General features: G+C 64.4%; 19 protein-coding genes. 11 read left to right on the forward strand and 8 right to left on the reverse strand.

Annotated elements, in window-relative coordinates; genetic code table 11:
• Nucleotides 1-59: 59 nt before the first annotated feature.
• The 7 genes from dnaE (at nt 60) to IPL79_03250 (ending at nt 10,631) form a co-directional block, all read left to right on the forward strand.
• A complete protein-coding gene (dnaE, locus tag IPL79_03220; GenBank protein ID MBK9070005.1) occupies nt 60-3,572 on the forward strand; it encodes a DNA polymerase III subunit alpha in 3,513 nt (1,170 codons plus the stop codon).
• A gap of 183 nt (nt 3,573-3,755) precedes the next feature.
• The gene (locus tag IPL79_03225) at nt 3,756-4,118 is read left to right on the forward strand and encodes a hypothetical protein (protein MBK9070006.1); all 363 of its coding nucleotides are present in this window, start codon (nt 3,756-3,758) and stop codon (nt 4,116-4,118) included.
• A 57-nt stretch (nt 4,119-4,175) separates the two neighbouring features.
• Entirely contained in the window at nt 4,176-6,005 is a 1,830-nt protein-coding gene (locus IPL79_03230) for a penicillin-binding protein activator (protein ID MBK9070007.1), read from the forward strand.
• Between the two features lie 51 nt (nt 6,006-6,056).
• Nucleotides 6,057-7,790 (forward strand): proline--tRNA ligase, encoded by a 1,734-nt coding sequence (locus tag IPL79_03235; protein ID MBK9070008.1) that lies wholly within the window; start codon nt 6,057-6,059, stop codon nt 7,788-7,790.
• A 20-nt stretch (nt 7,791-7,810) separates the two neighbouring features.
• The gene (gene pyrF / locus IPL79_03240) at nt 7,811-8,509 is read left to right on the forward strand and encodes an orotidine-5'-phosphate decarboxylase (GenBank protein MBK9070009.1); all 699 of its coding nucleotides are present in this window, start codon (nt 7,811-7,813) and stop codon (nt 8,507-8,509) included.
• Nucleotides 8,510-8,779: 270 nt separating this feature from the next.
• Nucleotides 8,780-9,520, forward strand: coding sequence for a 23S rRNA (guanosine(2251)-2'-O)-methyltransferase RlmB (rlmB, locus tag IPL79_03245; GenBank protein ID MBK9070010.1), 741 nt, complete (start codon nt 8,780-8,782; stop codon nt 9,518-9,520).
• A gap of 307 nt (nt 9,521-9,827) precedes the next feature.
• The gene (locus IPL79_03250) at nt 9,828-10,631 is read left to right on the forward strand and encodes a transposase (GenBank protein ID MBK9070011.1); all 804 of its coding nucleotides are present in this window, start codon (nt 9,828-9,830) and stop codon (nt 10,629-10,631) included.
• Between the two features lie 57 nt (nt 10,632-10,688).
• Here IPL79_03250 and IPL79_03255 read toward each other — a convergent pair whose 3' ends face one another.
• The 7 genes from IPL79_03255 to IPL79_03285 form a co-directional block, all read right to left on the reverse strand.
• The gene (locus IPL79_03255) at nt 10,689-11,264 is read right to left on the reverse strand and encodes a hypothetical protein (GenBank protein ID MBK9070012.1); all 576 of its coding nucleotides are present in this window, start codon (nt 11,262-11,264) and stop codon (nt 10,689-10,691) included.
• 35 nt (nt 11,265-11,299) lie between these two features.
• A complete protein-coding gene (locus IPL79_03260) occupies nt 11,300-11,797 on the reverse strand; it encodes a hypothetical protein (GenBank protein ID MBK9070013.1) in 498 nt (165 codons plus the stop codon).
• Between the two features lie 77 nt (nt 11,798-11,874).
• A complete protein-coding gene (locus tag IPL79_03265) occupies nt 11,875-12,435 on the reverse strand; it encodes a biopolymer transporter ExbD (protein MBK9070014.1) in 561 nt (186 codons plus the stop codon).
• Nucleotides 12,435-13,175 carry a hypothetical protein gene (locus IPL79_03270; protein MBK9070015.1) on the reverse strand — a complete coding sequence of 247 codons (741 nt, stop codon included), beginning with the start codon at nt 13,173-13,175 and terminating at the stop codon, nt 12,435-12,437. The genes IPL79_03265 and IPL79_03270 overlap by 1 nt, the downstream gene beginning before the upstream one ends.
• Nucleotides 13,176-13,278: 103 nt before the next feature.
• Complete coding sequence (locus IPL79_03275) at nt 13,279-13,935, reverse strand: MotA/TolQ/ExbB proton channel family protein (protein ID MBK9070016.1); 657 nt, start codon at nt 13,933-13,935, stop codon at nt 13,279-13,281.
• A gap of 148 nt (nt 13,936-14,083) precedes the next feature.
• A complete protein-coding gene (locus tag IPL79_03280; protein MBK9070017.1) occupies nt 14,084-14,545 on the reverse strand; it encodes a hypothetical protein in 462 nt (153 codons plus the stop codon).
• A 63-nt stretch (nt 14,546-14,608) separates the two neighbouring features.
• Complete coding sequence (locus IPL79_03285) at nt 14,609-17,365, reverse strand: PBP1A family penicillin-binding protein (GenBank protein MBK9070018.1); 2,757 nt, start codon at nt 17,363-17,365, stop codon at nt 14,609-14,611.
• Between the two features lie 20 nt (nt 17,366-17,385).
• Here IPL79_03285 and IPL79_03290 point away from each other — a divergent pair, with 20 nt between their 5' ends.
• The 4 genes from IPL79_03290 (at nt 17,386) to IPL79_03305 (ending at nt 23,483) form a co-directional block, all read left to right on the forward strand.
• On the forward strand, nt 17,386-20,076 hold the full coding sequence (locus IPL79_03290) for a hypothetical protein (protein ID MBK9070019.1): 2,691 nt from the start codon (nt 17,386-17,388) through the stop codon (nt 20,074-20,076).
• Between the two features lie 31 nt (nt 20,077-20,107).
• On the forward strand, nt 20,108-21,043 hold the full coding sequence (locus tag IPL79_03295) for a hypothetical protein (protein MBK9070020.1): 936 nt from the start codon (nt 20,108-20,110) through the stop codon (nt 21,041-21,043).
• Complete coding sequence (locus IPL79_03300) at nt 21,040-21,936, forward strand: serine acetyltransferase (GenBank protein MBK9070021.1); 897 nt, start codon at nt 21,040-21,042, stop codon at nt 21,934-21,936. Before IPL79_03295 ends, IPL79_03300 begins: the two co-directional genes overlap by 4 nt.
• A 65-nt stretch (nt 21,937-22,001) precedes the next feature.
• A complete protein-coding gene (locus IPL79_03305) occupies nt 22,002-23,483 on the forward strand; it encodes a serine/threonine protein kinase (protein ID MBK9070022.1) in 1,482 nt (493 codons plus the stop codon).
• A gap of 23 nt (nt 23,484-23,506) precedes the next feature.
• On the opposite strand, the gene lipA is transcribed toward IPL79_03305, so the two are convergent.
• Nucleotides 23,507-24,445: a lipoyl synthase gene (gene lipA / locus IPL79_03310; GenBank protein ID MBK9070023.1), complete on the reverse strand. Its 939-nt coding sequence runs from the start codon at nt 24,443-24,445 to the stop codon at nt 23,507-23,509.
• Between the last annotated feature and the right edge of the window lie 37 nt (nt 24,446-24,482).

Genomic DNA, 24,482 nt, shown 5'->3' on the forward strand with positions numbered 1-24,482 from the left:
ATCGTCACTGTCCGTGCCGCCTTCCGGGCTGCTGTGGTAACCCTACCGACCGGGGCGCGATGGCAGACTTTACGCATCTTCATTTGCACACGCAGTACAGCCTGCTCGACGGCGCCATCCGCGTCAAAGATCTCTTCCCCAAGCTCGCCGAACTCGGCCAAAAAACCGTCGCCGTGACCGACCACGGAAACATGTTCGGCGCCATCGATATCTATACCGAGGCCAAGGCGCACGACGTCAAGCTCATCTTTGGCTGCGAAACCTACGTTGCCGCCACCGACCGCTTTGACCGCACCAACCGCCGCAACTTTCACACCGTGCTGCTCGCCAAAAACGAGGTCGGCTACAAGAACCTCACCTATCTCAACTCGATGGGCTATCTCGAAGGGTTTTACTACAACCCGCGCATCGACAAGGCCTTGCTTAAAGAGCGCAGCGAAGGTCTCATCGGTATGTCGGCGTGCCTTGGCGGCGAGATCGCGCAGACCTTAGAAAAAAACGGCGTCGCTGCGGCCGAAGAGACCGCCAAGGAATACGCCAGCATGTTCGCGCCCGGCGATTTCTATCTCGAACTCATGCCCACCAAAACGCCGGAGCAGCAGACGCTCAACGGCGAGCTCATCCGCATGGGCCGCAAGCTCGGCATTCCGCTCGTCGCCAGCAACGACTGCCATTACGTCAACCAGGCCGACGCCACCGCGCACGACGTGCTCATGGCCATCCAAACCGGCAAGAGCCTTAACGACGAGAAACGCCTCAAGCACACCGTCGATAGCTATTACATCAAGTCCGGCGCCGAAATGAACCAGGCGTTTATGGATTGCCCCGAGGCGATCGAGAACACCGCTAAGATTGCCGCGGAATGCAACGTCAAGCTCAAGCTCGACCAGACCTATCTGCCGCACTACAAGGTGCCCGAGGGCCAGTCGCTCGACAGCTACATGGCGCACATCGTCGACGAGGGGCTGACGCGCCGCTTTCGCGAATTTGCCGCCATCGGCCGCGCCTTTGATGCCGACGAATATCGCGAGCGCTGCAAGGTCGAGCTCGGCGTTATCGCGCGCATGGGCTTTTCCGGCTACTTCCTCATCGTTTGGGACTTTATCAAGTGGGCCAAGGACCACGGCATTCCAGTGGGCCCGGGCCGCGGTTCGGGCGCGGGTAGCTGCGTCGCCTATGCCATGCGCATCACCGACATTGACCCACTCGAGTTCAAGCTGCTGTTTGAGCGCTTCCTCAACCCCGAGCGCGTCAGCATGCCCGACTTCGACGTCGACTTCTGCATGAACCGGCGCGATGAGGTCATCAAGTACGTCCAAGAAAAATACGGCCGCGATCACGTCGGCCAGATCGCGACCTTTCACCAATTAAAAGCACGCGGCGTCATCCGCGACATCGCGCGCGTCATGGATATTCCGTACGCCGAGGCCGACAAGCTCGCCAAGCTGGTGCCCGAGCCGGTGCAAGGAAAATCTATGTCGGTGCGCGAGGCCATCGAGGCCGAGCCCGAGCTTAAAAAACTCTACGGCGAATCCAAGCTGCACCGCGACCTGCTCGACATCGCCGCCGGCCTCGAAGGCCTCAACCGCCACGCCGGCATGCATGCCGCGGGCGTGGTGATTGCCGAAGAGCCGCTGTGGAACTACGTGCCGTGTTTTCGCGGCCAAAACGGCGAAATTGTCAGCCAGTTCGCGATGAAAGAGGCCGAGAAGGCCGGCCTGGTCAAGTTCGACTTTCTGGGCCTTAAGACGCTCACGGTCATTCAAACCGCGGTCAAGCTCATCAACACGCAGCGCCCGGCGGATCAGCCGTTTGACATCGACCTCATCCCCAAGGAGGACGCCGAGGTCTACAAGATGATCTCGCGCGGCGACACCACCGGCGTGTTCCAGCTCGAATCGTCGGGTTTTCGCGAAATCCTCAAGAAGCTCAAGCCCGACTGCCTCGAAGACATTGTCGCTGCCGTCGCGCTATATCGTCCAGGTCCGCTCGAGGGCGGCATGGTCGACGATTTCATCGATCGCAAACACGGCCGCAAAAAAGTCGAGTTCCCGCATCCGGATCTCGCGCTGGTGCTCGCCGACACGTACGGCGTCATTGTCTACCAGGAACAGGTGATGCAAATCGCCCAGGTGCTCGCCGGCTACAGCCTGGGCCGCGCAGATTTGCTTCGCCGCGCCATGGGCAAGAAGCAAAAAGAAGTCATGGACAAGGAGAAGGCGGGCTTCGTGCAAGGCGCGATTGGCCGCGGCGTCGACGCTGCCATCGCCGAGGGCGTCTTCGACCTCATTGCCTTTTTTGCCGGCTACGGCTTTAACCGCTCGCACTCGGCAGCCTACGGGTGGATTACCTACCAGACCGCGTATCTTAAGCATCACTATCCGCATGAGTTCATGGCGGGGCTAATGTCCTGCGACGCCGACAACGTCGACAACATCGTCAAGTTCATCGCCGAGGCGCGCTCCATGGGGCTCACCGTCGAGCGCCCGTGCGTCAACGAATCGGTCGCCGACTTCGGCGTGTTGGTGCGGCCAGACGGCAGCAAGATCATTCAATTTGGCATGGGCGCGGTCAAGGGCGTGGGGCTCAACGCGGTCGATTGCATCATTGAGTCGCGCCAGGCCGACGGCGGCTTTGCGTCGATCTATGAATTCTGCCGCCGCGTCGATACGCAAAAGGCCAACCGCCGCGTCATTGAGCAACTCATCAAGGCCGGCGCGTTCGACAAGGTGGCGACAAAAGCCGGCGTTGACCGCGCGCGCCTCACGGCGGCGCTTGACCAGGCGATCGAGCGCGGAGCGTCGGACCAGCGCGACCGCAAATCGGGTCAGACGTCGCTGTTTGGCCTGATGACCGCCGCGCCTGCGGCTGCGTCCGGCAGCGCCAATGAGCAAGAAACCTATCCCGAGGTTGAGACGTGGCCTCCCAAGCAGCTCTTGGCGCTCGAAAAGGAAGCCTTGGGCTTCTATATTTCAGGCCACCCGCTCGATCGGTTTCGCAATGAGCTCGCCAAGTGGGCCTCGGCGACGCTCGCCGAGATCCACGAGGGCAAGCGCAGCGCCGGCGAGCAGCACGTCGGCGGCATCGTGTCGCAGTATCGCGAGATTCTCACCAAAAAGGGCGACCGCATGGCGCGCTTTGTCCTCGAAGACGCCACAGGCAGCATGGAGGTCGTGGTGTTTCCCAAGACGTTCGAGCGCACGCGCAGCGTCTTGGTGTCCGATGAGCCAATCTTGTGCACCGGCAAGCTGCAAAACGAAGGCAGCGCCGAGCAGCACGACTGGAAGATGTTTCTCGAGAATGCGCAGCCGATCGCGGACTTGCGCCTTGAGAAAACCAAGCGCCTCGACATCGCGATTGACGTCGAAGCGGTGTCCGAGCAGACCATCCTCGATCTCAAGGCGATCTTTGCAACCAACCCAGGTAGCTGTCCGCTCTACTTGCGCGTCAAAATTCCCCGCCGGTCCGAGACCGTCATTGCCCTGGGCGATGCCTGGAACGTCTCGCCGTCCGACGAACTTCTCGCCCGACTCGACGCGCTATTTGGCGCACGCGTCGCGACCTTTGCGTAGACAAGATGGTTTGACGGCCGACCATCTTGTCTAGGCCGAGGCGCTAAGCCGCTGAAATCAATTCATAACTCGCCGCGTCGCAGCGGCGCTGCAAAAACACGGGCCAGGCTGATTTTAAAGTTTGATTCAGCAACCAAAAAGCATAATCTCCTCCATCGGCTAATTGGCTGACGGGGAGACACCATGACAACTGTGCTCAAATTTGGTCGTTCCATAACCATCGCGCTCGCCGCCTTGACGTTTGTCGGGATCGTCGGCGGAATTGCCGGATGCGCCTCTGCAGGCGAAGAAGATATCGATCCGGTGACCGTGCCAAATCCACCGCCGCCACCGCCAACCCCTGATGCGTCGCAACCCGATGCTCCGACCGTCCCCGATGCGCCGGTAATTCCAGATGCCCCCACGGGCACGGGGCAAGAGGGCGAAGCCTGCACCAGCAACGGCGAGTGCGCCCCCTCGTTGTGCTGCTTTGGCCCCGACTTCGGCCTGCCCGGAATGTGTTCACCAGGCGAAGTAATTCCAGGCCTCGGCTGCTTTCCGTTTTAACGCGTAGCAAGAAGGCGTTTAGTTGATAGCCGAAGTCCTGCGCGGTAGGCTGCCATTATGCGCAGCCTCGCTACTATTGTAACCGCGACGTGGCTGGTGCTTGGCGCTGCTTGCCAATCGCCCAAGTCGCGAACTCTGTTGCCACCGGTGCCGCAGACGGGCGACGTCGCAGCGAGGTCGCGCTTCTCAGAGCTTAAGCGCCAGTTCGAGCAGGACGGCCACGTCGCGCCCGACGAGTTTCAGGTAGTCGCCACGGAGTTTCCTGACGATCCCATCGCGCCGCATGCCTTGCTCTACGCCGCCAAGAGCGCGCGCAAGGCGGGCGATGTTGCGGCGGCGCAGGCGGCGCTCGATACCTTGGTGAAAGACTCACCCGATGCCGACCCTGCGATCGCGCGGCGCGTGCGCCTTGAGCTAGGACTGACAATTTTTGAAACAGGTGGCCAACCCGGCGATGCGTTCCCATATTTGGAGGGCGCCGAGGCGGCCACCGAGACCGCCGGCGAGCGCGAGCAGTGGTTGTATGCAACGTATGTCACGAGCGGCTCGCAAGGGCTTGCGGTGGCGTGGCCGTGGCATTTCCGCGCGTGGAAAGAAATTGGGCTGCGGATCGTCCCCGAGTATTGCAATAAGGTTTGGATGTGCATCACGTATGACGATGCGGCGACGCAAGGGTTGGTCGACGTCGCATCGCGCGACGAGCTGGTGGCGGCGTGGAGCGCGCGTGGGGCCGCTGCATGGCCAGGCGTTTCGCTCGTCGGGCGCAAGTTACTCGTGGCGGGATCATGGGAAATCGCTGAGACTCGCGAGTCGGTGCGGCAGGCGGTCATCGCCAATGACCGCGCGCTCGGGCTCGAGGTAGCGGCGGCGCCGATGCCACTGGGGCTTCGCGAAATAGGCGCGCTGATTCCGCAGTCAGGTAAGTCGGTGCGGCTTGGCGAGGCGCTCGAGCGCATGCTGGGGCAAAAAGGGCAGGCCGCGGACGACAGATTGTGGCTCCACGATAGCAATCAGGGCGCAGCGACGATGGCGACGCTCATCGGTCGCGGGGTCAAGGCCGTCGTTGGACCGGTTGACGCCGACGCGCATGCGGCGCTGGTGCCGACGCTTGAGGCCAAGGGCGTCACGTCGATAAGCCTGAGCTTGGTCGCCGAGGAGTTTGCGGCGCGGCCGCATCAGTTTTTTGTGGTTCACTCGGCGACGGCGCGGGCGCGAGCGTTGGCGCGCTATGCGCAGCAGAGGGGCCTGCGCGGCGCCGTCGTGTTGGCGGTGGACAGTGGCTATGGCAAGGCGGTCAGCGCGGCCTTTGTCGCCGAGGCTAAGACGCTGGGCCTAAAGACCACTTTATTTTCATACGACAGCAAGGCCACTAATTTTGGCGCCGTGGTGGCGAAGGTCGCCAAGGGCACGAGCTGCATTTTTATTGCCGACTCAGCGCCGCGGATTGAACTCATCGCGCCAGCCCTTGCGGCCGCGGGCCACAAGGCGATGGCGGTAGGCAAAAAGGGCGGCTTCGTGTTGCTGTCGACCGCCGATGGGCTTGGCGCTGAGCTGCTGGCCAGCGCGGGGCGCTACTTGCTCGGCGCGGTGTTTGCGCCGGGGTTTGCCGCCAATGCCGTCGATGCGGTCAGCGCCGAGGTGGTGGCGCAGTATCAGGCAGCTACGGGCAAGCTGCCGTCGGCGCTTGAGGCCTACGCCTTTGACGCCGTGACGCTGCTGCAGACGGCTGGGGCCGGCGTGCCCGCCCTCGCCACCACCGAGCTGGTTGGGCTCACCGGCACCATCCGCTTTGGCGCCGACCGTCGCCGCGCCGACGACGGCGTGTTGTATGTGGTCGTGGACGACGAGGCGACCGGCCTGCGCGCCCTGACGCGCCTGGCAAAATAGGGGCAGGGTGGCCGCGGCCGCATCGGCGCCTATGGTAGATAAGCCGTATCTATGCGCTACTCCCGGGCTTTTTCGCCAACCCTTAAAGAAGTGCCTGCCGACGCGCAGGTGGTGAGCCACGTCATGATGATGCGTGGCGGTTTTATTCGCCGCGTCGCCGCGGGCGTCTATAACTTTTTGCCCAATGGCTGGAAGGTCATCCACAAGATCGAAGGCATCATTCGCGAGGAGTTAGCCGCGGCAGGCGCGCAAGAGGTCTTGATGCCGGCGGCGGTCCCCGCCGAGCTGTGGCAAGAATCTGGCCGCTGGGACCAATACGGCCCTGAGCTTTTGCGCTTTAAAGATCGCAAGGGCGCCGAGTTTTGCATCGGGCCAACCCACGAAGAGGTCATCGTCGACATGGTGCGGCGCGATGTCGGCAGCTATCGCCAGCTGCCGCTTAACCTGTTTCAGATTCAGGCCAAGTTTCGCGACGAGATGAGGCCGCGCGCTGGCCTGATGCGCGGCCGCGAGTTCATCATGAAAGACGCCTACTCGTTCGATGTCGACGACGCCAGCGCCTTGCAGCAATACGACGCGATGTATGCTGCCTATGAGCGCATCTTTCGCCGCTGCGGCCTCGATTTTCGCGCCGTGGAGGCCGACACCGGCGCCATCGGCGGCAGCCGCTCGCATGAATTTCAGGTGCTCGCCGAATCCGGCGAAGACGCCATTGTCTCGTGCGATGCCTGCGACTATGCCGCCAATGTTGAGCAGGCCGAGCTGGCGGCGACGACCACGCCGGCCATTGTCGGCAGCAGCGAGCTGGCATCCGTGCCGACGCCCGGTAAAAAGACAATTGAAGAAGTTGCCGCGTTTTTGCAGATCGACGCCAAACAAACCGTCAAGGCGCTCATCTATATGTGCGACGGCGCGGCGGTCATGGCGGTGCTGCGCGGCGATCGCACGCTCAACGAAATCGCGCTGAAAAAGGCCGTCGGCGCCAGCCAAATCTACATGGCGCGCGACAACGAAGTGTTTGACGCCGTCGGCCTGGCGCCTGGCTATATCGGGCCAGTTAAGCTCGCCAAACCCGGCGTGCGCATTCTCATCGATGCCGAATTGCGCGGCGCCACCGGCGTCGTGTGCGGCGGCAACGCGAAAGACACGCATCTCACCGGCGTCTCGCTTGCGCGCGATGTGCCGGACGCTACCTACGTCGCGCTGCGCGTCGCCGAACCCGGCGATGCTTGCCCGCGTTGCGCCAAGGGCCATTTTCGCGGCTTTCGCGGCATCGAGGTTGGCCACGTGTTTTTCCTCGGCACCAAGTATTCGGCGCCGATGAACTGCAACTTCATCGACCTCGCTGGGGCATCGAAGCCAATGGTTATGGGTTGCTACGGCATTGGCGTCACCCGCGTTGCGGCCGCCGCCATCGAGCAAAATCACGATGCCAATGGCATCATCTGGCCGATGTCGATCGCGCCGTACGAAGTGGAAGTAATCGCGCTGCAAAGCAACGACGAACAAGTCGTCGCCGCGGCCGAGGCGCTCTATGCCGAGCTGCGCGCCGCCGGCGTCGACGTGCTGTATGACGATCGCGATGAGCGCCCGGGCGGCAAGTTCAAGGATGCCGACCTCATCGGCGTGCCACTGCGCATCGCGGTCGGCGCGCGCTCGCTCAAAGAAGGTAAGCTCGAACTGAAGTGGCGTCGCGACAAGGAAGCCACCATGCTCGACGTCGCTGGCGCCGGCGCGCAAATCGTGGGCCTGGTCGCCGCGGCCAAGCAGGCACCGCAAGGTTGATCGTGGGTCTCTCGCCGACCTTGCCCGTTGCCGAGCGCCTCATCGTTGCGCTCGACGTCCCCGATGCCGCTACCGCGCTGGCGTTTGCGGCGCAGCTTGGCCGCGACGTTCGCTGGCTGAAAGTTGGACTTGAGCTGTTTTGCGCCGAAGGCCCGGCGCTGGTCAGCAAGTTGGCCGATGCAGGCTATAAGATCATGCTCGATCTCAAGCTGCACGATATTCCGCAGACGGTGGCCAGCGCCACCGAGCGTTGCGCCGTCTTGGGTGCGAGCCTGCTCACCGTGCATGCCTCGGGCGGCGCGGCGATGTTGCAGGCGGCGGCGAAGGCCGCGGCGCCAAGCGGCTTGGGGATTCTCGCGGTCACCGTGCTGACCTCGCTCGATGCCAGCGACGTCGCCGCCGATGGCAATCGCCTATCGCCCGCCGACTTGGTGCTGGCGCGGGCGCAGCTTGCCTGTGCTGCGGCCTGCGCCGGCGTGGTGTCGTCGCCGCATGAGGCTGCGGCGCTGCGCTCGGCGCTTGGCCCACAGGCGCTGATCGTGACGCCAGGCATCCGCCCGGCAGGCAGCGACGTCGGCGATCAAAAACGAGTCGCGACGCCGGCGGCGGCCATCGCCAGCGGCGTTTCCATGATCGTGGTAGGCCGACCGATTCGCGATGCGGCGAGCCCCGCCGAGATGGCGCGCCAAATCTTGCGCGAGATGGAGACGGCGTCATGATCAAAAAGAAACCTCGCCCCGCGCCTGGTCGTTCGATGTCCGAGCAGGGGCCGTCCGCCGTCGCCGCAAGGCCGCCCGTCTTCCCCGCAGGGCCGTCCGCCGTCGCCGCAGGGCCGTCCGTCGTCGCCGCAGGGCCGTCCGTCGCCATCCCAAGGTGGCGCACCGTTCTCGCAGGGGCGCTCTGGGGCTCCTGAAGGTCGCGCACGATTTTCCGAGCGAGCTGCGGCGCCCACCGTTTCCGCGCCGCGCCTTGGCGGCGACGAGCGGCTCATCTACGGCGTCGGACCCGTGCGCGAATTGCTCGCAGCGAAACCCGACGCCGTGCGCCGCCTTTATATTGAACCGCGCCGCGGCGATCAGGCCAGCGACGACGTCGGCCAGCTCCTGATAAAGGCACGCGAGCTTGGCCTGTCCACAGAAATGGCGGATAAAGCGATGCTGACGGCGATTGCCGGCGAATTTGCGTTGCACCAAGGCGTCATCGCGGTGGTGGCGCCGTTTGTCTTTGCCGAGCTCGCCGACATCATGGCGCGCGCGGCCGATCGCGGCGAGGCGCTGCTGGTGGTGGTGCTCGACCAGGTGCAAGACCCGCACAACGTCGGCGCGATTATTCGCACGGCGTATCTCATGGGCGCGCACGGCGTGGTGGTGCCGGTGCATCGCCAAAGCAGCATTACCGCCACCGTCACCAAGGCCTCGGCCGGTGCTACCGAGCTGCTGCCGATTGCCCAAGTCACCAACGTCGTGCGCGCGCTCGAAGAGTTCAAGGCCGCCGGCGCGTGGGTCATCGGCCTTGATGCCCCCGCGCCGATGTCGCTACATCAAATCGATGGCACGCTGCCGCTGGTGCTCGTCGCCGGCGCCGAGGGCGATGGTATCCGCCCGCTAGTTGCCAAGCAATGTGATTTCATCGTCGAGCTGCCGATGCACGCCGCCGGCGTCGGCTCCTACAACGTCTCAGTCGCCACCGCGATGGCGCTTTACGAAATCGTCCGCGGCCGCCGTGGCTGAAGTCCGCCGGCGCCAGCGGGCGCGGCACGCGCGCACAAAGTTAGACACGATATTTTAGGCGCCGGGCGCGGCGTCAAATGGCCAGCGCCCCGGCGCTCCGTCGCCAGCCGATCGTCACTGAAAGACCTGTCTCGGTCGCCTGAAGGTCAATTGCCAGTGCTCGGCTGCGAACCAATCAGAGAGAGGTGGCAATAGTGCTGCCAGGCCCCGTCCCCGGGTTTTTATGGACCCGGGCCGGGCGGCGGCGGTTCGATTTTTTTAATTTCAGTAGCGTCGGCGACGCGATTTGTATACTATCGCCTAATCAATGAAGCGCGCCGGTATCAATTCTCGCAAAATCGGCAGGTCGCGGGCTCAGCTCGCGCTGGCCGTTGGCACGCCTCATCGCAAGGCGAAAGATGGATCGCGCCGCGGGGGAAAGCGCCCGGGCGCGGGTCGCAAGCCTAACGGCACCGTCGCAATGGTCTCGCACGCGCGGCGTCCCCCTCACAAGGCGGCGCATCCACTGCACATTTCGATGAAGGCTCTGCCAGATGTTCCGAACTTACGGCAGCCGCGCCTCGTTCGCGTCATCAAGAACGCGATGCGCCAGGTTCATGCCTTACAGCGGGACGACGCCAGCCGCGGCGCATTTCGCATCGCCGAATTTTCGATCCAAGACACGCATGTTCACATACTTGCCGAAGCCGGCGATAAGCGCGCGATGGTCCGCGGAATGTCGAGTCTCTCGATTCGCATCGCCCTTTCCATCAAGCGCGTGCTGGGTCGCGACGACAAGGTGTGGTGCGACCGCTACTATGCCCGGCGTCTCACGATGCCTAAAGAAGTCCGCAACGCGTTAGTTTACGTGCTGCTTAACAGCATCAAGCACAAGCCGGACCGCCTAGCGGCAGGACGCAGGCAAACGAGCACGCAGGTGCTGGTCGATGCGCGCTGCACGTCGGCTCCGTGGTTTCGGGGCTTCTCGCCGACATGCGAGGCGAGTTGGTGGGATGCGGGGACGTCGACGGAGCCTGAACCCCCCGTTGCGGCTGCCACCACCTGGCTTTTAACCACAGGGTGGCGTAGGCATGGTCTCATCGATCCGCAGCGTGATGGGCCGCGAAGCTAGGGCGCCATTCTTCGTAGCCGCGTAGCTGGGCTTTCATTGGTCGGCGCTTGCTCTCGCTTACGGCGCGCCGTGGACGCAGTCGGCGTCGTTTTCGTCGCGGCACATTTCGGCGATGAGTTCGCGAAAGCCCGCGTCGCGGCGCAGGCCATCAAAGCTGGTATCTAGCGGCGTGCCGCGGCGCCCGAGCAGCGAGTCGAGGCGGCGCTCGACCGCCGCGCTGCGGCTGTGGTGATGTTTCATCTCGAGCAAGCGCTCAAGGAGGTTGAGCGTGCACTGCTTGCGCTGCACGCGCGCGTACGCCGCCGCCAGCAAATACGTCGCGTCGACGTTGTAGGGGTCGGCGGCCAGCGCGGTGTGCAAGGTCTCAAGCGTGCGGTGCAGCGCCTCAAGGCGCAGCGGCTGCGACAACTCCGTGGTCATCGCCTCGGCATATTCATCGCGCGCGCGCTCGACCAAGCGCGCGGCCTCGGCGATGGAACGCTCGCCAAAGCGCAGCGGGGTGCTTTGCTCGTCGGGGTTAGTGGGGGCGCAGTCCGCCACGGTGCCAATCTCGGTCGCGCTCGCCTCGGGGCGAAAGGGTGCCGGCCCGGCACTATTTTTGGGTTTGCAGGCTGCGGCCAACACACCGACCACCGCGACCAATCCTATTATCCAGCCGACGCGCATGCTCAGCGCCCCACAGCCGCGTTGGCTTCGTCGCGAAAGGCATCAAAGCTGCTCTCGCCCTGGGCGGCCTGGATCATCAAGGTGGCCTGCCGTTCAAAATCAGGATGGCGCTCGAGCTCGGCGAGGCGCTTGAGGAGCGCGACGGCGCAGCCTTTCTTGCGCAGCTGGGCGTAGACGACGGCCATCTTGAAGGTGGCCTCGGCTTGGTACGGATCCGCCGCCAGGGCGCTACGAAACTTGCCCAGGGCGTCGAGCATGGTCGCGGTTTCGTCATCACCGCTGGTCAGAATGCGATTGCCTTGCACCACGAGCTGGTCGGCGTCGCGCGTGCGCGGCTTTACGCGCGAGGCATCGGCAAAAAAATCTGTCTTGCACTGGTCGTCAAATGTCGCCGCCGCAGCCTGTGGGCGCTTCTTCTTGACTGGCCGCACCAGAGGTGAAGGCTTGCCAGCATATGGCCCGCTGCAGCCCAGCGCGCCACCGACTATCACAAGTGCCAAGAACAACCGTCGCACCATCCCATTGTGCCACAGGCGCTGGCGCATTACCAAGCGCCGCGGCGAAACCGGCACTCGGCTTACGGCCGGACCGGCGAGAATTCTTCGACGATGAAGCGAAACCGCTTATAGCCGGCTTCTTTTTCGCGAGCGCTGGCGAGCACCGAATACAGCAGGCCAAACGGGATGGACTTGTCCGCGATAATAAACAACTCAGGCGTTTTGTTCACCGGCTTGCCTGTCGCGCGCAGCTTGCCTTCTTCGGCCTGCCGATAGGCGGCGAGAAACTTGGTCAGCTTGGGGATGCCGACGCCTTGCGTGCCACCGTCGCGGTCCGAGGCGTCGATGTCGCCGTTCTTGACCGCGACCAGCGGCTCCCCGTCGCCAATAATGGCCGTGGTCGTAATGATCAGCGCGGTCGCGCTCTCTGGCATTTTTTCGATGGCTGCGGACTCGGGCAACGACACCGCGCTGGCCACGACGTCCGTGCTCTGCGAGATCTGCGCGATAAACGCCACGAGCAAAATGGTCATCATATCCATCATCGGCATGATGTTGAGGTGGCGAATTTCTTCGCCTTCGGGCACGCGCTTGACCGCCTTGCGGACCATCGAGCGCGCTTGGGCGGGCGTAAACGACATTAGTTTAAAAACCCATCCGAGAGAATGATGCCAGAAAAGAGCGCGTGCTTGGCGGGGTCGTACTCGATGCGCTCGGTGTCGTAGGTAAGCGTCTCCGGATCGATGCCCGTCGGGAACTTCGCGACATCTTTGATTTCGATGTCGGTAGACGGCAGCAGGCACGGGTCAGACGACTTGCCAAACTCGGGCATCTTGCACCTCACCGCGGTCATGAGCGCGACGACGGTTGAATATGGCACCGATTGGTCGGGTTGCAGCGTGATGCGATAGGTTGGCAGCGCGCGCTTTTGGCCGCTATAGCGCTGGGTAACGATCTGAAACAGCGTGTCATTGAGAATGCGGTAGTCAAAAACCATTTGCCGCGGGGCGGGCGGGGCATCGGCCTTGGGCTTGGGTGCCTCGCACTGGCCGGTCTTGCTCTCGCAATAGCCAGACTCACACATGTAGTCACCGTCGCAGCGGTCGCCATCAGCGCCGCTTCGCTTGAGCACCAGCTTGGGCGCCAGCAGCGTGCCTTCCAGCTCGGTCGCCGACCACACGAGCAGTTGATCTTTTTTAACGCTGATAAACAGGCGCAGATCTTGTTCGTTCGGCTTTACCTCGGGCTTGGGGGCGGTGGCACCTTGTGATGGCGCGCCGCCGTCGGGAATTAGCACATTGATTTGGCCGAGGACCACCGTCGCGGCGACCGTGGAGAGAATAAACAACATTAGATTCGTCACGATGTCGAGGTAGGGCACGAGGTTGATTTCCCGCTCTCCATCTCTTCGGCCTCAATGGCGTCCTCACGCCGACGCGCCGCGCCGCGCGCTTTTGCTCTGACGGCGTGTGGCGAATGGTTCATTACGCGCCTTGTTGATGTTGCGCCGCGCCCTGACCGCCGCCGGATTCGGCGACGATGTTTTCAAAGCGCAACGTAAAGCCTTCGAGATCGGCGACGACTTTTTTCATCGACGCTGAAATCAAGAGGTGAGCCACCATGCACAGCAAGGCGATGCCCAGGCCGTAGGCGGTGTTGTACATGGCTTCGGCGATGCCTTCCGACAGCTTCGCGTTGCGCTCGCTGGCTGAGGCGCTGCCAAGCGCGGCAAAGGTATTGATCAGACCGGTGATGGTACCGAGCAAGCCCGTGAGGGTTACGATGTTGGCCATTGACCACAGCGCGCCAACTCGGGTTTTCACCTCAGGCAGCGCATCGCTCATCGATTCTTCCATGGCTTGCGCGACGGCGGCGTCACCGCGATGAAGCTTGTTGAGGCCCGCCTTGGCGACGCGCGCAATCGGCGCCGACGTTGCGTCGCACAGCTTCTTGGCACGGTCGATATTGTTGGCCGCTAGCAAGCGCCGGATCTGTTCCAAAAAGGCCTTGGCATTGATGTGCCCCTTGCCCAGGAAGTAGATCGACCGCTCCGCGATAATGCCAATGCACACCGCGAGGAAGAAGGTGTTGATGACGAAGAACGGTCCGCCCTTGTGAAATACGTCGCTGAGCCAATCCATAGGCGCAAGTCCTTTTTCTAGTTACGAAAGCTAACCCTCGCAGTTTTACTCGTCAGGCCGGCCAAGGGTCAATAAATGGCCGGTATTATTTCAAAAACTTGAGATCTGGAGAGGCCATACCGACGTGTATGTGGTCGCCGCCTCAGCGTCACGGCAGCGCCCCAGCCGCGATCCACCGCGCGATGGCTTCGCGCTGCTGGACGCATAAAATGGGGTTGTTAAGCGGCATGGTGCCATCATCGGGCAAGGGGCCATCGAACGAGCCGAGCACCACCATTAGGTAGCTATCTTCCGGCGAGCCGGGGGTTACCAAGGTCCGCGTTGGAAACAGCGACGATGGCTGCGCTACGAGCGAATCGTGGCTCATCCCGGCGGTCAAGCTCAGCCCGGCCGCGGGGTCCTCGCCATCATTGTGGCATGCCTCAAACGCTGAGCATGTAGGCGTGAAGATGCGCTCCTGGATCCACGCGAGGTCCGAATGCTCGGTGGCGGCGATACAGTTCGGACTCGGGGGTGCATCGGGCATTGGGTCAACCGGTGCCGCACACGCCATCCACATCATGGCTGGCAACACGGCTGACAGCTCGGTGGAGGGGAGCCGCGCGCGCATGACCAACGCTAGCATGCTCGCCAAATTTCGGCGCGCCGATCGCCAGCGTTGCTGCGCAGTGCGTTAGCGCACAGTCGGTGCGGTTGGCGCGATGACAGTACCGGACGAGGCCGGTGACACGGTCGGCGGCACGGTTTGCGGCGGTGCGGCCTCAGGTCCGGTTGGCGCAATCGGGGGCCTAAATGGCACGGACCTTCGCGCGGGTCGGCGCTGCCACGGTGGAATCGGCGCGGCCGGCGGTAGCGAGCCAAACTGCGGCAGCGGCGTTTCGGGCGGGACGTAGTCGTGCAGCATGGCAGCCATCGGTTTGGTGGTGGGGTGGGCGAATTGAGCTGGCACGGTGCCGCGCGCAAATGGAATCCACCCCGTCTGATTGCCGGCTTGGACGCCCGTGCTCGCGAAGACGACGTTGGTGGGAATTTCGAAATCGCGCGCCGGCGTGGCCGGATGCGCCGCGGCCATGAACGATAGCCAGATCGGCACCGCCGCCGTGCCACCGGTGATGGCATTGGCAATGGGCGTGGAGTTATCGCGACCAAGCCACACGCCGCAGACCAAATCGGTCGTGTAGCCAACAAACCAAACGTCGCGATAATTGGCGGACGTGCCGGTCTTGCCCGCAGCCGGGCGCCCGAGGCTCTTGGCGCGGCGGGCGGTGCCAGCTTCGACGACCGAACGCATCATATCCGTAAGCACATATGCAACTTCGGGCTGCAGCACCTCAGGGCCCGCGGGCAAGTTGCGACGATCATCGAGCACCTTGCCGTCTTGCGTCACCAAATCGTAGAGCCGCGGCGTCACGCGTCGGCCGCCGGCAGCGATGCCAGCGTAGGCAGCGGTCACCTCCATGAGGGTGAGATCGGGCGTGCCCAGGCTAATCGAGACGTGGCGCGGGATCGCCGACGAAATGCCAAAGCCGCGCATGATGGCGATGACGCGATCGAGGCCGGCGTCGATCAGCAGCTGAACCGAAATCGTATTGAGGCTCTTGGCTAGCGCCGTGCGCAGCGTGACGGGCCCGTGAAATTTGCCGTCGTAGTTGGATGGCGTCCAGATGCCGGTGGCCGTCGGCACCGCGATCGGGGCGTCGAACAGCACATCGATTTGGGTATGCCCCTTGCTGAGCGCGGCGCCGTAGATAAACGGCTTGATGGCCGAGCCGATTTGCCGTTTGGCCTGCGTCACGCGATTAAACTGGCTGACTTGCCAGTCATAGCCGCCAACCATGGCGACGACGCGTCCGGTAGCGGGCTCGATCGCGACCAGGGCGCCCTCGACGCTTGGCAACTGCGCAACGCGCACCGCGGTCGCGCGTTCGGCGTCTTCGGTGTCCGTTGGTAGCACCGGCGTCGCCTTGGCCGGAGCGTCGTCAAGGTCAGGCGTGGGGGTGCCTTCAGCCGGCGCGGCGGCAGGACTTGTCGCGACGGCCCCAGGTGGCGGCACCAAGCGCACCAAGATGAGGTCGCCCGGTGCCAGGCGCACGCCCTTTGGTCCCCGCCACGCCAGCAGCGATTTTACGTCCGCGGCATCGACCGGCAGTTCCTTGCCGCCCAAGTCGACGACGACGCCGCGGGTGATATCCGTGACCATGGCGACATAGCGGGTGCCAAGCGTGAGCGATGGCGAGCTTGTGTCGGTCCATCGCATGCCCGGCGCAAACGGTCGATACGCAGGTTGATCAAACAGCGGCTTTTCGCCGTCGCTGACGCGGGCAATGGGGCCGCGAAATCCAAGCCTGCGGTCGAGCGCCTCGATGCCCTCGCGGAGCGCGGCCTCGGCGGCGGCTTGCATGCGGGTATCTAGCGTCGTGTAAAAGCGCAGGCCGTTGTGAAACAGCACGTCGTTGCCAAATTTCGCCGTGGCCTCCTGGCGCAGCGTCTCGACGAAGTAGGGCGCGGCGAGCGCGTTGAGGTCGGCGGTCTTGATGAGGCCTATGGGGGCGTCGCGCGCCGCGAGGAATTCGGCGTCGCTGATGTAGCCATCCTGCAGCATGCGGTCGAGCACGTAGCGCTGGCGCTTGCGGGCGTCGGTGATGTTGCGATGCGGGGCGTATTCAGACGGCGCGGCGACCAACCCGGCGAGCATGGCGGCTTCTGCGATGGTGAGGTTCTCGACGGTCTTGCCAAAGTACGCGGCGGCGGCGGCGGCGACGCCATAGGCGCCATTGCCGAGATAAATGTGATTGAGATAAATCGTCAAGATGTCGGCCTTAGACAACTCGCGCTCAACGCGCACGGCGAGGATGACCTCTTTGGCCTTGCGTCGATATTTTTGCCGCTTGGCCTCGGCCACGCGCGCCTCGCCCACAAGGCCGATGAGTTCTTGTTCTTCGCCGGCAAGGATGGTTTGCTTGATGATTTGTTGGGTAAGGGTGGAGCCACCCTGGGTAATGCCGTCGCTCTTCAGATTCGCCCACGCCGCGCGGCCGATGCCAAAGATGTCAAAGCCGCCATGTTGCCAAAATCTGCGATCCTCGGCCGCGATAAAGGCGGCCGGCACATGCGACGGCATGCGATCGAGCGCGACGATGCGGCGATTTTGAATCGAGAAGCGACCGATCAGCTCGCCGTCGCTGGACAACACGCTGCTGCCGCGGATGGGCTGATAGGAAACGAGCTGCGATAGATCGCTTGGCAGCGTGCGATTGACAAAGCGCACGCCAAAGGCGGCGCCAGCGGCGCCAAGCGACAGCCCCCACAAGCATAACGCGCCAAGCAGCCGCATCAGCGAGAAGACGCGTGGCGGCCGGCGCTTACGCGGCGCGACCGCCGGCGGATCCGCGGGGTGGGCAGGTGAGGTCGCTGGCGCGGGGTTGCCCATTGAGCGTATACTCAGCGTACATGGGTCGCCCCGCGTGCGCATCATTGCCGACCTGTCATCGCGCGGATGGCCTGCGCGCGCGGATCGCTGCGCGTCTTGGCGTAGGGCTGGCCATGCTTTGCGTGGTGGCGTGCGCTGGGCCGGCATCGAACGAGGCGAGCGTCGTCGCGCCGGCGGTGCCGAAGGTGGGGGAAGCCGCGCCCGCCGCGTCCCGCACAGTTGCGCGCGACGCCGTGCTGCCACCAATCGCACCACTCGATCGCCCCTTTATCGTCATGGCATGGGAGGCGCGTACCAGCGCACCAGGCCTTGACTGGGTCGCGATTGCCGGGCCGCTTGGCGTTGCCGAAGCCGTCGAGCGCGTGCTGGGGTGGACGCCGCGATACGGTGGCCTCGTCGTCGACGTGGCGGCGGGAACAACGGCGGCACAAGTTGCCGAGCGCGCGCGGGCAAGCGGCGCCAGCTATGTGTTTACCGGGTGGTATGATCGACCCAATTGGGCCTTCGCGGCTGGGTTGTCGCTGTGGCGGGTCGATGGCGTTGGCGCGGTGCAAATTGCCCAGGCCACCGCGAGCGGCCCCTTGGCCGATTCCCATCTTATTATGGCGCGCTTGCTCTCCGGCATCTTGCGCGAGGCGGGCATGCCGGTTGACCAGGCCACCGAGTCGCGGTTGTTGCAACCACTTACGCGCGACAACTATTCGCTCATGCTGACGGCGCGCGGGCTCAAAGGCGTCTTGGCAGGCCTGACACCGCAGAGCCACGCGCCGGTGCTCGCGGACTTGACGAAAGCAAGTCGCATTGATCCCACCAATGCCCTGATCATGAGGCTGCTGGGAGAATTCTGGCACCATGCCCAAGCGACGCCGGAGGCGCTCGCCGCGGCGGACCGCAGCATGGCGTTGGCGGCCGAGCTGGATCCAACCTATGGCGCCGCCGTCGTCGGTGCCGCCGCTGCGGCGGCCGCGCGCGGTGTGTGGCGCGACGCGGATCTCTTGTATGGCAAGGCGATCGCGTTGCGGCGGTGGGACCTCAGCGCGCGCGTCGGCTGGGCACGGGCGCGCATCGCCACCGAACGTTACGGCGATGCGATCGAGGCCTTGCTTGAGGTCAAGCGCGTGCGCCCCGAGTTGCTCGAGGCAAGGCGCTTGCTCGCAACCGCCTATGATGCGATCGGCGAGCTGGACGCCTTGGTGCAGGAATTGCTCGCGGTTGCGGCCTTGGCGCCCGGGGACGAGGCAACGCAGCTTGAGCTCGCGGCGGCGTACATTGCCGGCGGCGACATCGCGCGGGCCTCGGAAGCGCTCGCGCCACGCGCGGCCGGCGACGTGCCAATTTCGTTTAAGTTATGGATGGGTGACATGGCGCGGCACCTTGGGCGAGCCGGCGAAGCGATCTCCTGGTACGAGCAAGCGATCGTCAGCGATGCCGGGCCGGTGCGTCGTGCGGGGTTGCCGCCGTTGTTGCATCCGCGTGCGGTGTACGAACGGGCCATGTTGCGCGCGCGCGATGCCAGCGTGGAAGATGCAATGGTTGAGGCGGCGCTTGAAGACGTCGTGGCCATTCCCGAGCTCGCGTCACAGTCGCCGTGGATTCGCGCCGAGGCGGCGTTTTATCGCGGGCGCTTCGCGGCGGCGGCGGATGCCTTCGGCGAGGCGATCGCGCTCTATCCTGACGATCTAGACACGCGGTACAATCTGGTGTGGACGCTGCTTATGAACAAGACGCCCAAAGCCGCACAGGTGGCCGCCGCCGCGGCGATTGCGCGCATGCCGGGGCAGGTCGACCTCGCCTATATTTTGGCGGCTAGCCACTTCCAAGCGGGCGAGGCGTCGCGCGCCCGCCAAGGGCTTACCGACGTGCTCGCGCTTGACCCGACGCATGTCGATGCCCAGCGCGCTGCCACGGCGATCGACAACGGGGCGCCGATGCTCGCGCACGGTGGGCTGCGGCCGCATCGCGCCTTTACCGACGTTGTCCTCGCGCAACGCGAAATCGAACAAGTCATCGCCGGGCGCAAGGCGCGCGATGGCGTGCGCGGCGCGTGGTTCGCCGCCTCGCGCGACATCCTAACCGTGCTTGGCCGGCTGCCGCTTTCGGAAACCCGACGCGTACGCCGATGCCCCGCCGCCAACGTTGCGCAGTTGCTCGCGCGGCAACGCGAGCTCGAGCGGCACTACTTGCAGCTTGGCGTCGATCTGCAACGGCTGGAGACCAAGATCGAAAATGCGCGCCTCTTCGGGGATGTCGAATTCTTATCGCGGTTCGCACGGCTGCGCGCCGACGAAGTCGTTGCGGGCGTGCCCCAGGCCGAACTCGACCTGCGCGAGATGTGGTTTACGCGCGACGTGCTGGTGGCCGGCGAACTTGCGGCGGCAGGCTGCACGGCCACCGTGCTCGCCGCGGCGTACGATCCCTCGCGGCGGCAGGCGCCTCCTTTGCCAATCGCGCCGACGCCCAAGCCGACGAGCATTGCGGCGACGGTGATTACCTTTTTTGTCGATAACCGCGGCTGTCCTGATGTCGTCGAGGTAACCGTCGACGGGCTCGCCATCGGCCGCGTCGAGCCAAGCGTGGTGCGAGGGTTTTCCTCAAACGCCGGCGGCCATACGGTGTGCCTCACGGGTCCGGGGGTCGCGTGCGGCGTGCAGGGCACGGTGCGCGAGGTGTATCTTCACGATGGCCTAACCATTGGCATGCGCTGCCCATAGCCCGCCTGCATTTGTTTGCTACGATACGTCGATGTCGGTGCCGGCCTTGACCTTTGCCACGCCGCGCAAGCTGCCGTCGCCTGGCAAGCTGACCGGCCGGGTCGTCGTGCTTGACGTCGCCTTTGCGGCCAACATCAGCGCGTCCGTTTCATACGAGGCGATCACCAAGCCCTTCCTCGCCAAGCTCGGCGCGCGGCTGGCGGCGTGGGTCGATCACCACGACCACGAACGTCATGTCGACTATGCCGATGACGATCGGTTCGTGCTCGCGACCAAGGCGGCGCACGGCGCGTGCCCCGAGATGATAACCCCCGCGCTGGTGTCACGGATTGGCCCCGTCGACACCATCATGTGCCACGTCGACCTCGATGGCCTTTACGCCGCCGCGAAATGGATCTTGGGTGGGCAAGAGCCGTATGCGGGCGCGGATGCCGATGCCTATGCGGTGGATACGCGCCTGGGCGTGCCCTCGGCCATCGCCATGACAATAGACAACGCGTTGCGCGCGCGTTTTCGCGACGATGAGCTCAAGCGGTCGGTGGTCCATTTCTTGATCGGCGGACAGGCGGCCGGCGTGCATCGCGATCGCATCGACGAGGCCAGCGCGGAATTTGCCGCGCGTGCCGCAGGCACCGCACAGTTGGCGGCGCGATACGTCGTGCGTGGCCGCGTCGCCTATCTCGACGCCACCAGCAAGTCGGCGGTGGCGTACGACAAGACCGATTTGTTGCTGGCTGGGCAAACGATGGCGCCGGTGGCGATGGTGCGAGATTCGGGTCAGCTCGCGATTGCCGCGGCGTTTGCGTCGGGCTGGGACTTCGTGTCGCTGCTAGGACTGGCCGGCGGCATGCCGACGCGCATCTCAATTCCCGACCAGCGGCTCACCGAGGCCCTGGAGAAAATCAACAGCGCACCGCTGCCGACGCCACGCTCCGCGGCAGCGACCCCAGAGGCGGATGAGACATGAAGCAACCAACGAACCATGACGACGTGATCGAGGCGCTGCTCGCCGGCGCTGATGCCTGCGCGAGCCAGCAACGGGCAACCGCATGCAAGCTGCCCTCGCCGGCGGCGATCGAGCGCTGCCTGCAATTCACGCGACAACTATTTTTCCCGCGGCTGGCCGCCGACGCCCATGGCCTGACCGATCCTAAGCCCGCGATGCAGGCGGCGATCCGCGAGCTGCGCGAGGTCTTGGTGCACGAAGTCGGCGTCGCGGCCATGATGAATGCCGCCGCCACGGCGCGCGCAGAGGCGATGGCGCACGCCGCCCGCGTCGTCGACGACCTAATTAGGGGCTTGCCCGAGCTGCAGCGCCGGATCGGCCTTGACCTTGTCGCGGCCTTGGGTGGCGATCCGGCGGCCGCCAACAAAGACGAGATCTTGCTTTGCTACCCCGGGCTACAGGCGGTGATGGTGCACCGCATCGCCCATGCCCTATGGCAAGCCGGGGTGCCGCTCATCCCGCGGCTCATGGCTGAAATATCTCACGCCAAGACCGGCATCGACATTCATCCCGGCGCCGCGATTGGCGACGCATTTTTTATCGACCATGGCACCGGCGTGGTGATTGGCGAGACCACCGTGATTGGTAATTCGGTGCGCATCTATCAGGGGGTTACATTGGGCGCCTTGAGCGTGCCGGTGATTGCCGCCGACAAGCTTGTGGGGCTCAGCGAACGCCCACGCGGACCCAAGCGTCACCCTACATTGGGTGACAATGTCGTTGTTTACGCGGGGGCAACCATCTTGGGCGGCAAGACCCTCATCGGCAGCGGCGCGGTGATCGGCGGCAACGCATGGGTGACGTCGTCGGTGCCCGCGGGCGCGACCGTTGTTGGCGTTCACGGCGGGCGCTAAGCCTTTGTTTTTGGTGCGCGCGCGATGGCGTAGCTCTCTGGTAGCCGTGTTAGCCTTGTAAGCTGATGGCGCAACAACCCGGTGGTGGGCTGCCAAGCGGGGCCGACGAGCTCGAGCGGCCGCGGACGATATCGCGTCACCGCTATGTCGCGCCAGATCTGGCGCCCCCCGGCGGGCGAGACAAATCGCTCGACGCGCGCAAACGCATCGGCCGCTACGAAATTATCAAGCTGCTCGGCAAGGGTGCCATGGGCCAGGTCTTCCAAGGCCGCGATCCACTGCTCGACCGCATCGTCGCGATCAAGACCATCGTCGCGCCGCAGAATGCCGTCCGCCGCGGCAAGACGTCGTACCTGGAGCGGTTTCAACGCGAGGCGCGCGCGGCCGCTAAGATGCAGCATCCGTCGATCGTCACGATCTTTGATATTGGCGTCGATGAGGATGCCGAGACGCCGTTCATGGTGCTCGAATACCTGCCAGGCGAGTCGCTAGCGGACCGCCTCGATCGCGTGCGCATCCCCTTGGCGCGATGCGTGCAAATCGGGCTGGACCTGGCCTCGGCGCTGGCCTTTGCGCATAAAGAGCGCATTGTCCATCGCGACGTCAAGCCGGCGAATGTGCTGCACGCCGGGGAAAATCGCTGGAAGCTTGCGGACTTTGGCATCGCGCGGCTGCCTGATTCCGATCTAACGCAGGTCGGTATTTTTATGGGGACACCGGGCTACGCGCCCCCCGAGGCCATTCGCGAGGGTCGCTACACGGCGCAGGCCGACGTGTTTGCATGGGGCGCGGTGCTCTACGAATTGTTTTGCGGCCGCATCGCGTATGAAGGCCCCGACACCAAGACCACCAACGGCTATGTGCTCAAGGGTGATGCGCCGCCGCCAACGCGCCATGATCCGTCGATCCCGATGCCGCTGGTCGAGGTGGTGATGAAGTCGCTGGCACCCAACGCGAGTGAGCGATTTCGCGACGCCGTGGAGATGGAGCAAGCCCTGCGCGAGGCGTGGGATCTGTGCCTGCGACGCGGGCTGGTGCCGGCCACGGCGTTGACGGCGGAGGAGGTAACGCACGACAAGGTGCGCGGCCCGTTTCACCTCGCGCCTGCTGCGCCCTGTGGCGGCGCGAACGCGAGCCCACAGGCGAGTCCCCCCGCGCGCCCGCCGGCCAAGCCGCCCGCGCCCGCACCGATGGCCGCGACAGCGCCAAGGCGGGAGCCGCCGCCTGAGGATGACGACGATCAAGCGACCCGCATCATGTATCGACCGGACGCTGCGGCGCCTGCGGCCCGCCCGGTGCCCATGGCCGCACCGCTCGTCGCAAGCCAAGGACAAAGCCGAAGTGGCGCCCTTGCCAGCCTCGACAGGTTGCCGCCGGTCGCGCCCGTGCTTGGCGGTCGTCACGACGATCCGACGAGCGTCGACAAGCTGCCGCCGCGCGCAATGAAAGCGCCGCGCCGAGGCTTTCCGTGGTTTTGGCTTTTGCTGTTCGTGCTGCTCGCGGCGCTTGGCGCGGCGGTTACGGTGCTGGTCAAGCTCGGCCTTTAGCCGTTCGCGGCTGATCGGTAGCTTTAGGTTTTGGCCGCGCGCAACGCCCGCACCAAGTCGGCCTGGCCATCGGCGTGGTAGCTCGATCGCACGAGCGGCCCCGACTCAACATGGGTGATCCCAGCGTCACGCGCAAACTGCCCAAGCTCGTCAAATTCTGCGGGCGATAAATAACGATCGATGGGGAGGTGCTGCTTGGAAGGCTGCAGGTATTGCCCCATCGTGAAGATATCGACACCAAGGCCAGCTACCTCGCGGATGACGGTTTCGATCTCATCGCGCGTCTCGCCCAGCCCGAGCATGATGCCGGCCTTGGTGATGGCGCCGCGGCTGTGCGCATGCGCCAAGATCTTGTAGCTGCGTTCGTAGCTTGCCTGCACGCGCACTTGGCGCGACAGCCGAGGCACGGTCTCAAGATTGTGGGCGAACACGTCGGGCGCCGCGGCGAGCACGACGTCGACCGCCGCCGTGTCGCCCTTGAAATCGCTGGCGAGCACTTCGAGCGTCATGGTGGGGCAGGCGCGCTTTACCTCGGTGATGGTCTGCGCCCAATGCGCGGCGCCGCCGTCGTCGAGGTCGTCGCGCGTGACGCAGGTGATGACGGTGTGCTTGAGCGAAAGCCGCGACAACATGGTCGCGACGCGACGCGGCTCGTCGGCATCCAGCGGCGCAGGCCGCCCGGTGGTGACGTCGCAGAAGCGGCACGAGCGGGTGCAGATGTCGCCCATGATCATGATGGTCAGCGACTTGTTCGTCCAGCACTCGCCGATATTGGGGCAGCTCGCGCTCTCGCACACGGTGTGCAGCTTGAGCTCTTTGACCAGCTCGCGCGTCTCAAAAAAAGACGGCTTGGTCGGCAGCGGCACGCGGATCCACTCGGGATGGCGGCGGGCGACGACGGCGCTTGCCTGGGCCGCGGCGGTGGAGTCCTGGCCTACGACGGGCAGATGCAACCGATCCATGGTGGCGGTTTACTCCGGGTACGGCAAAAAAGCCACC

The organism is Myxococcales bacterium (assembly GCA_016716835.1).
Taxonomy (GTDB): domain Bacteria; phylum Myxococcota_A; class Polyangia; order Haliangiales; family Haliangiaceae; genus JADJUW01.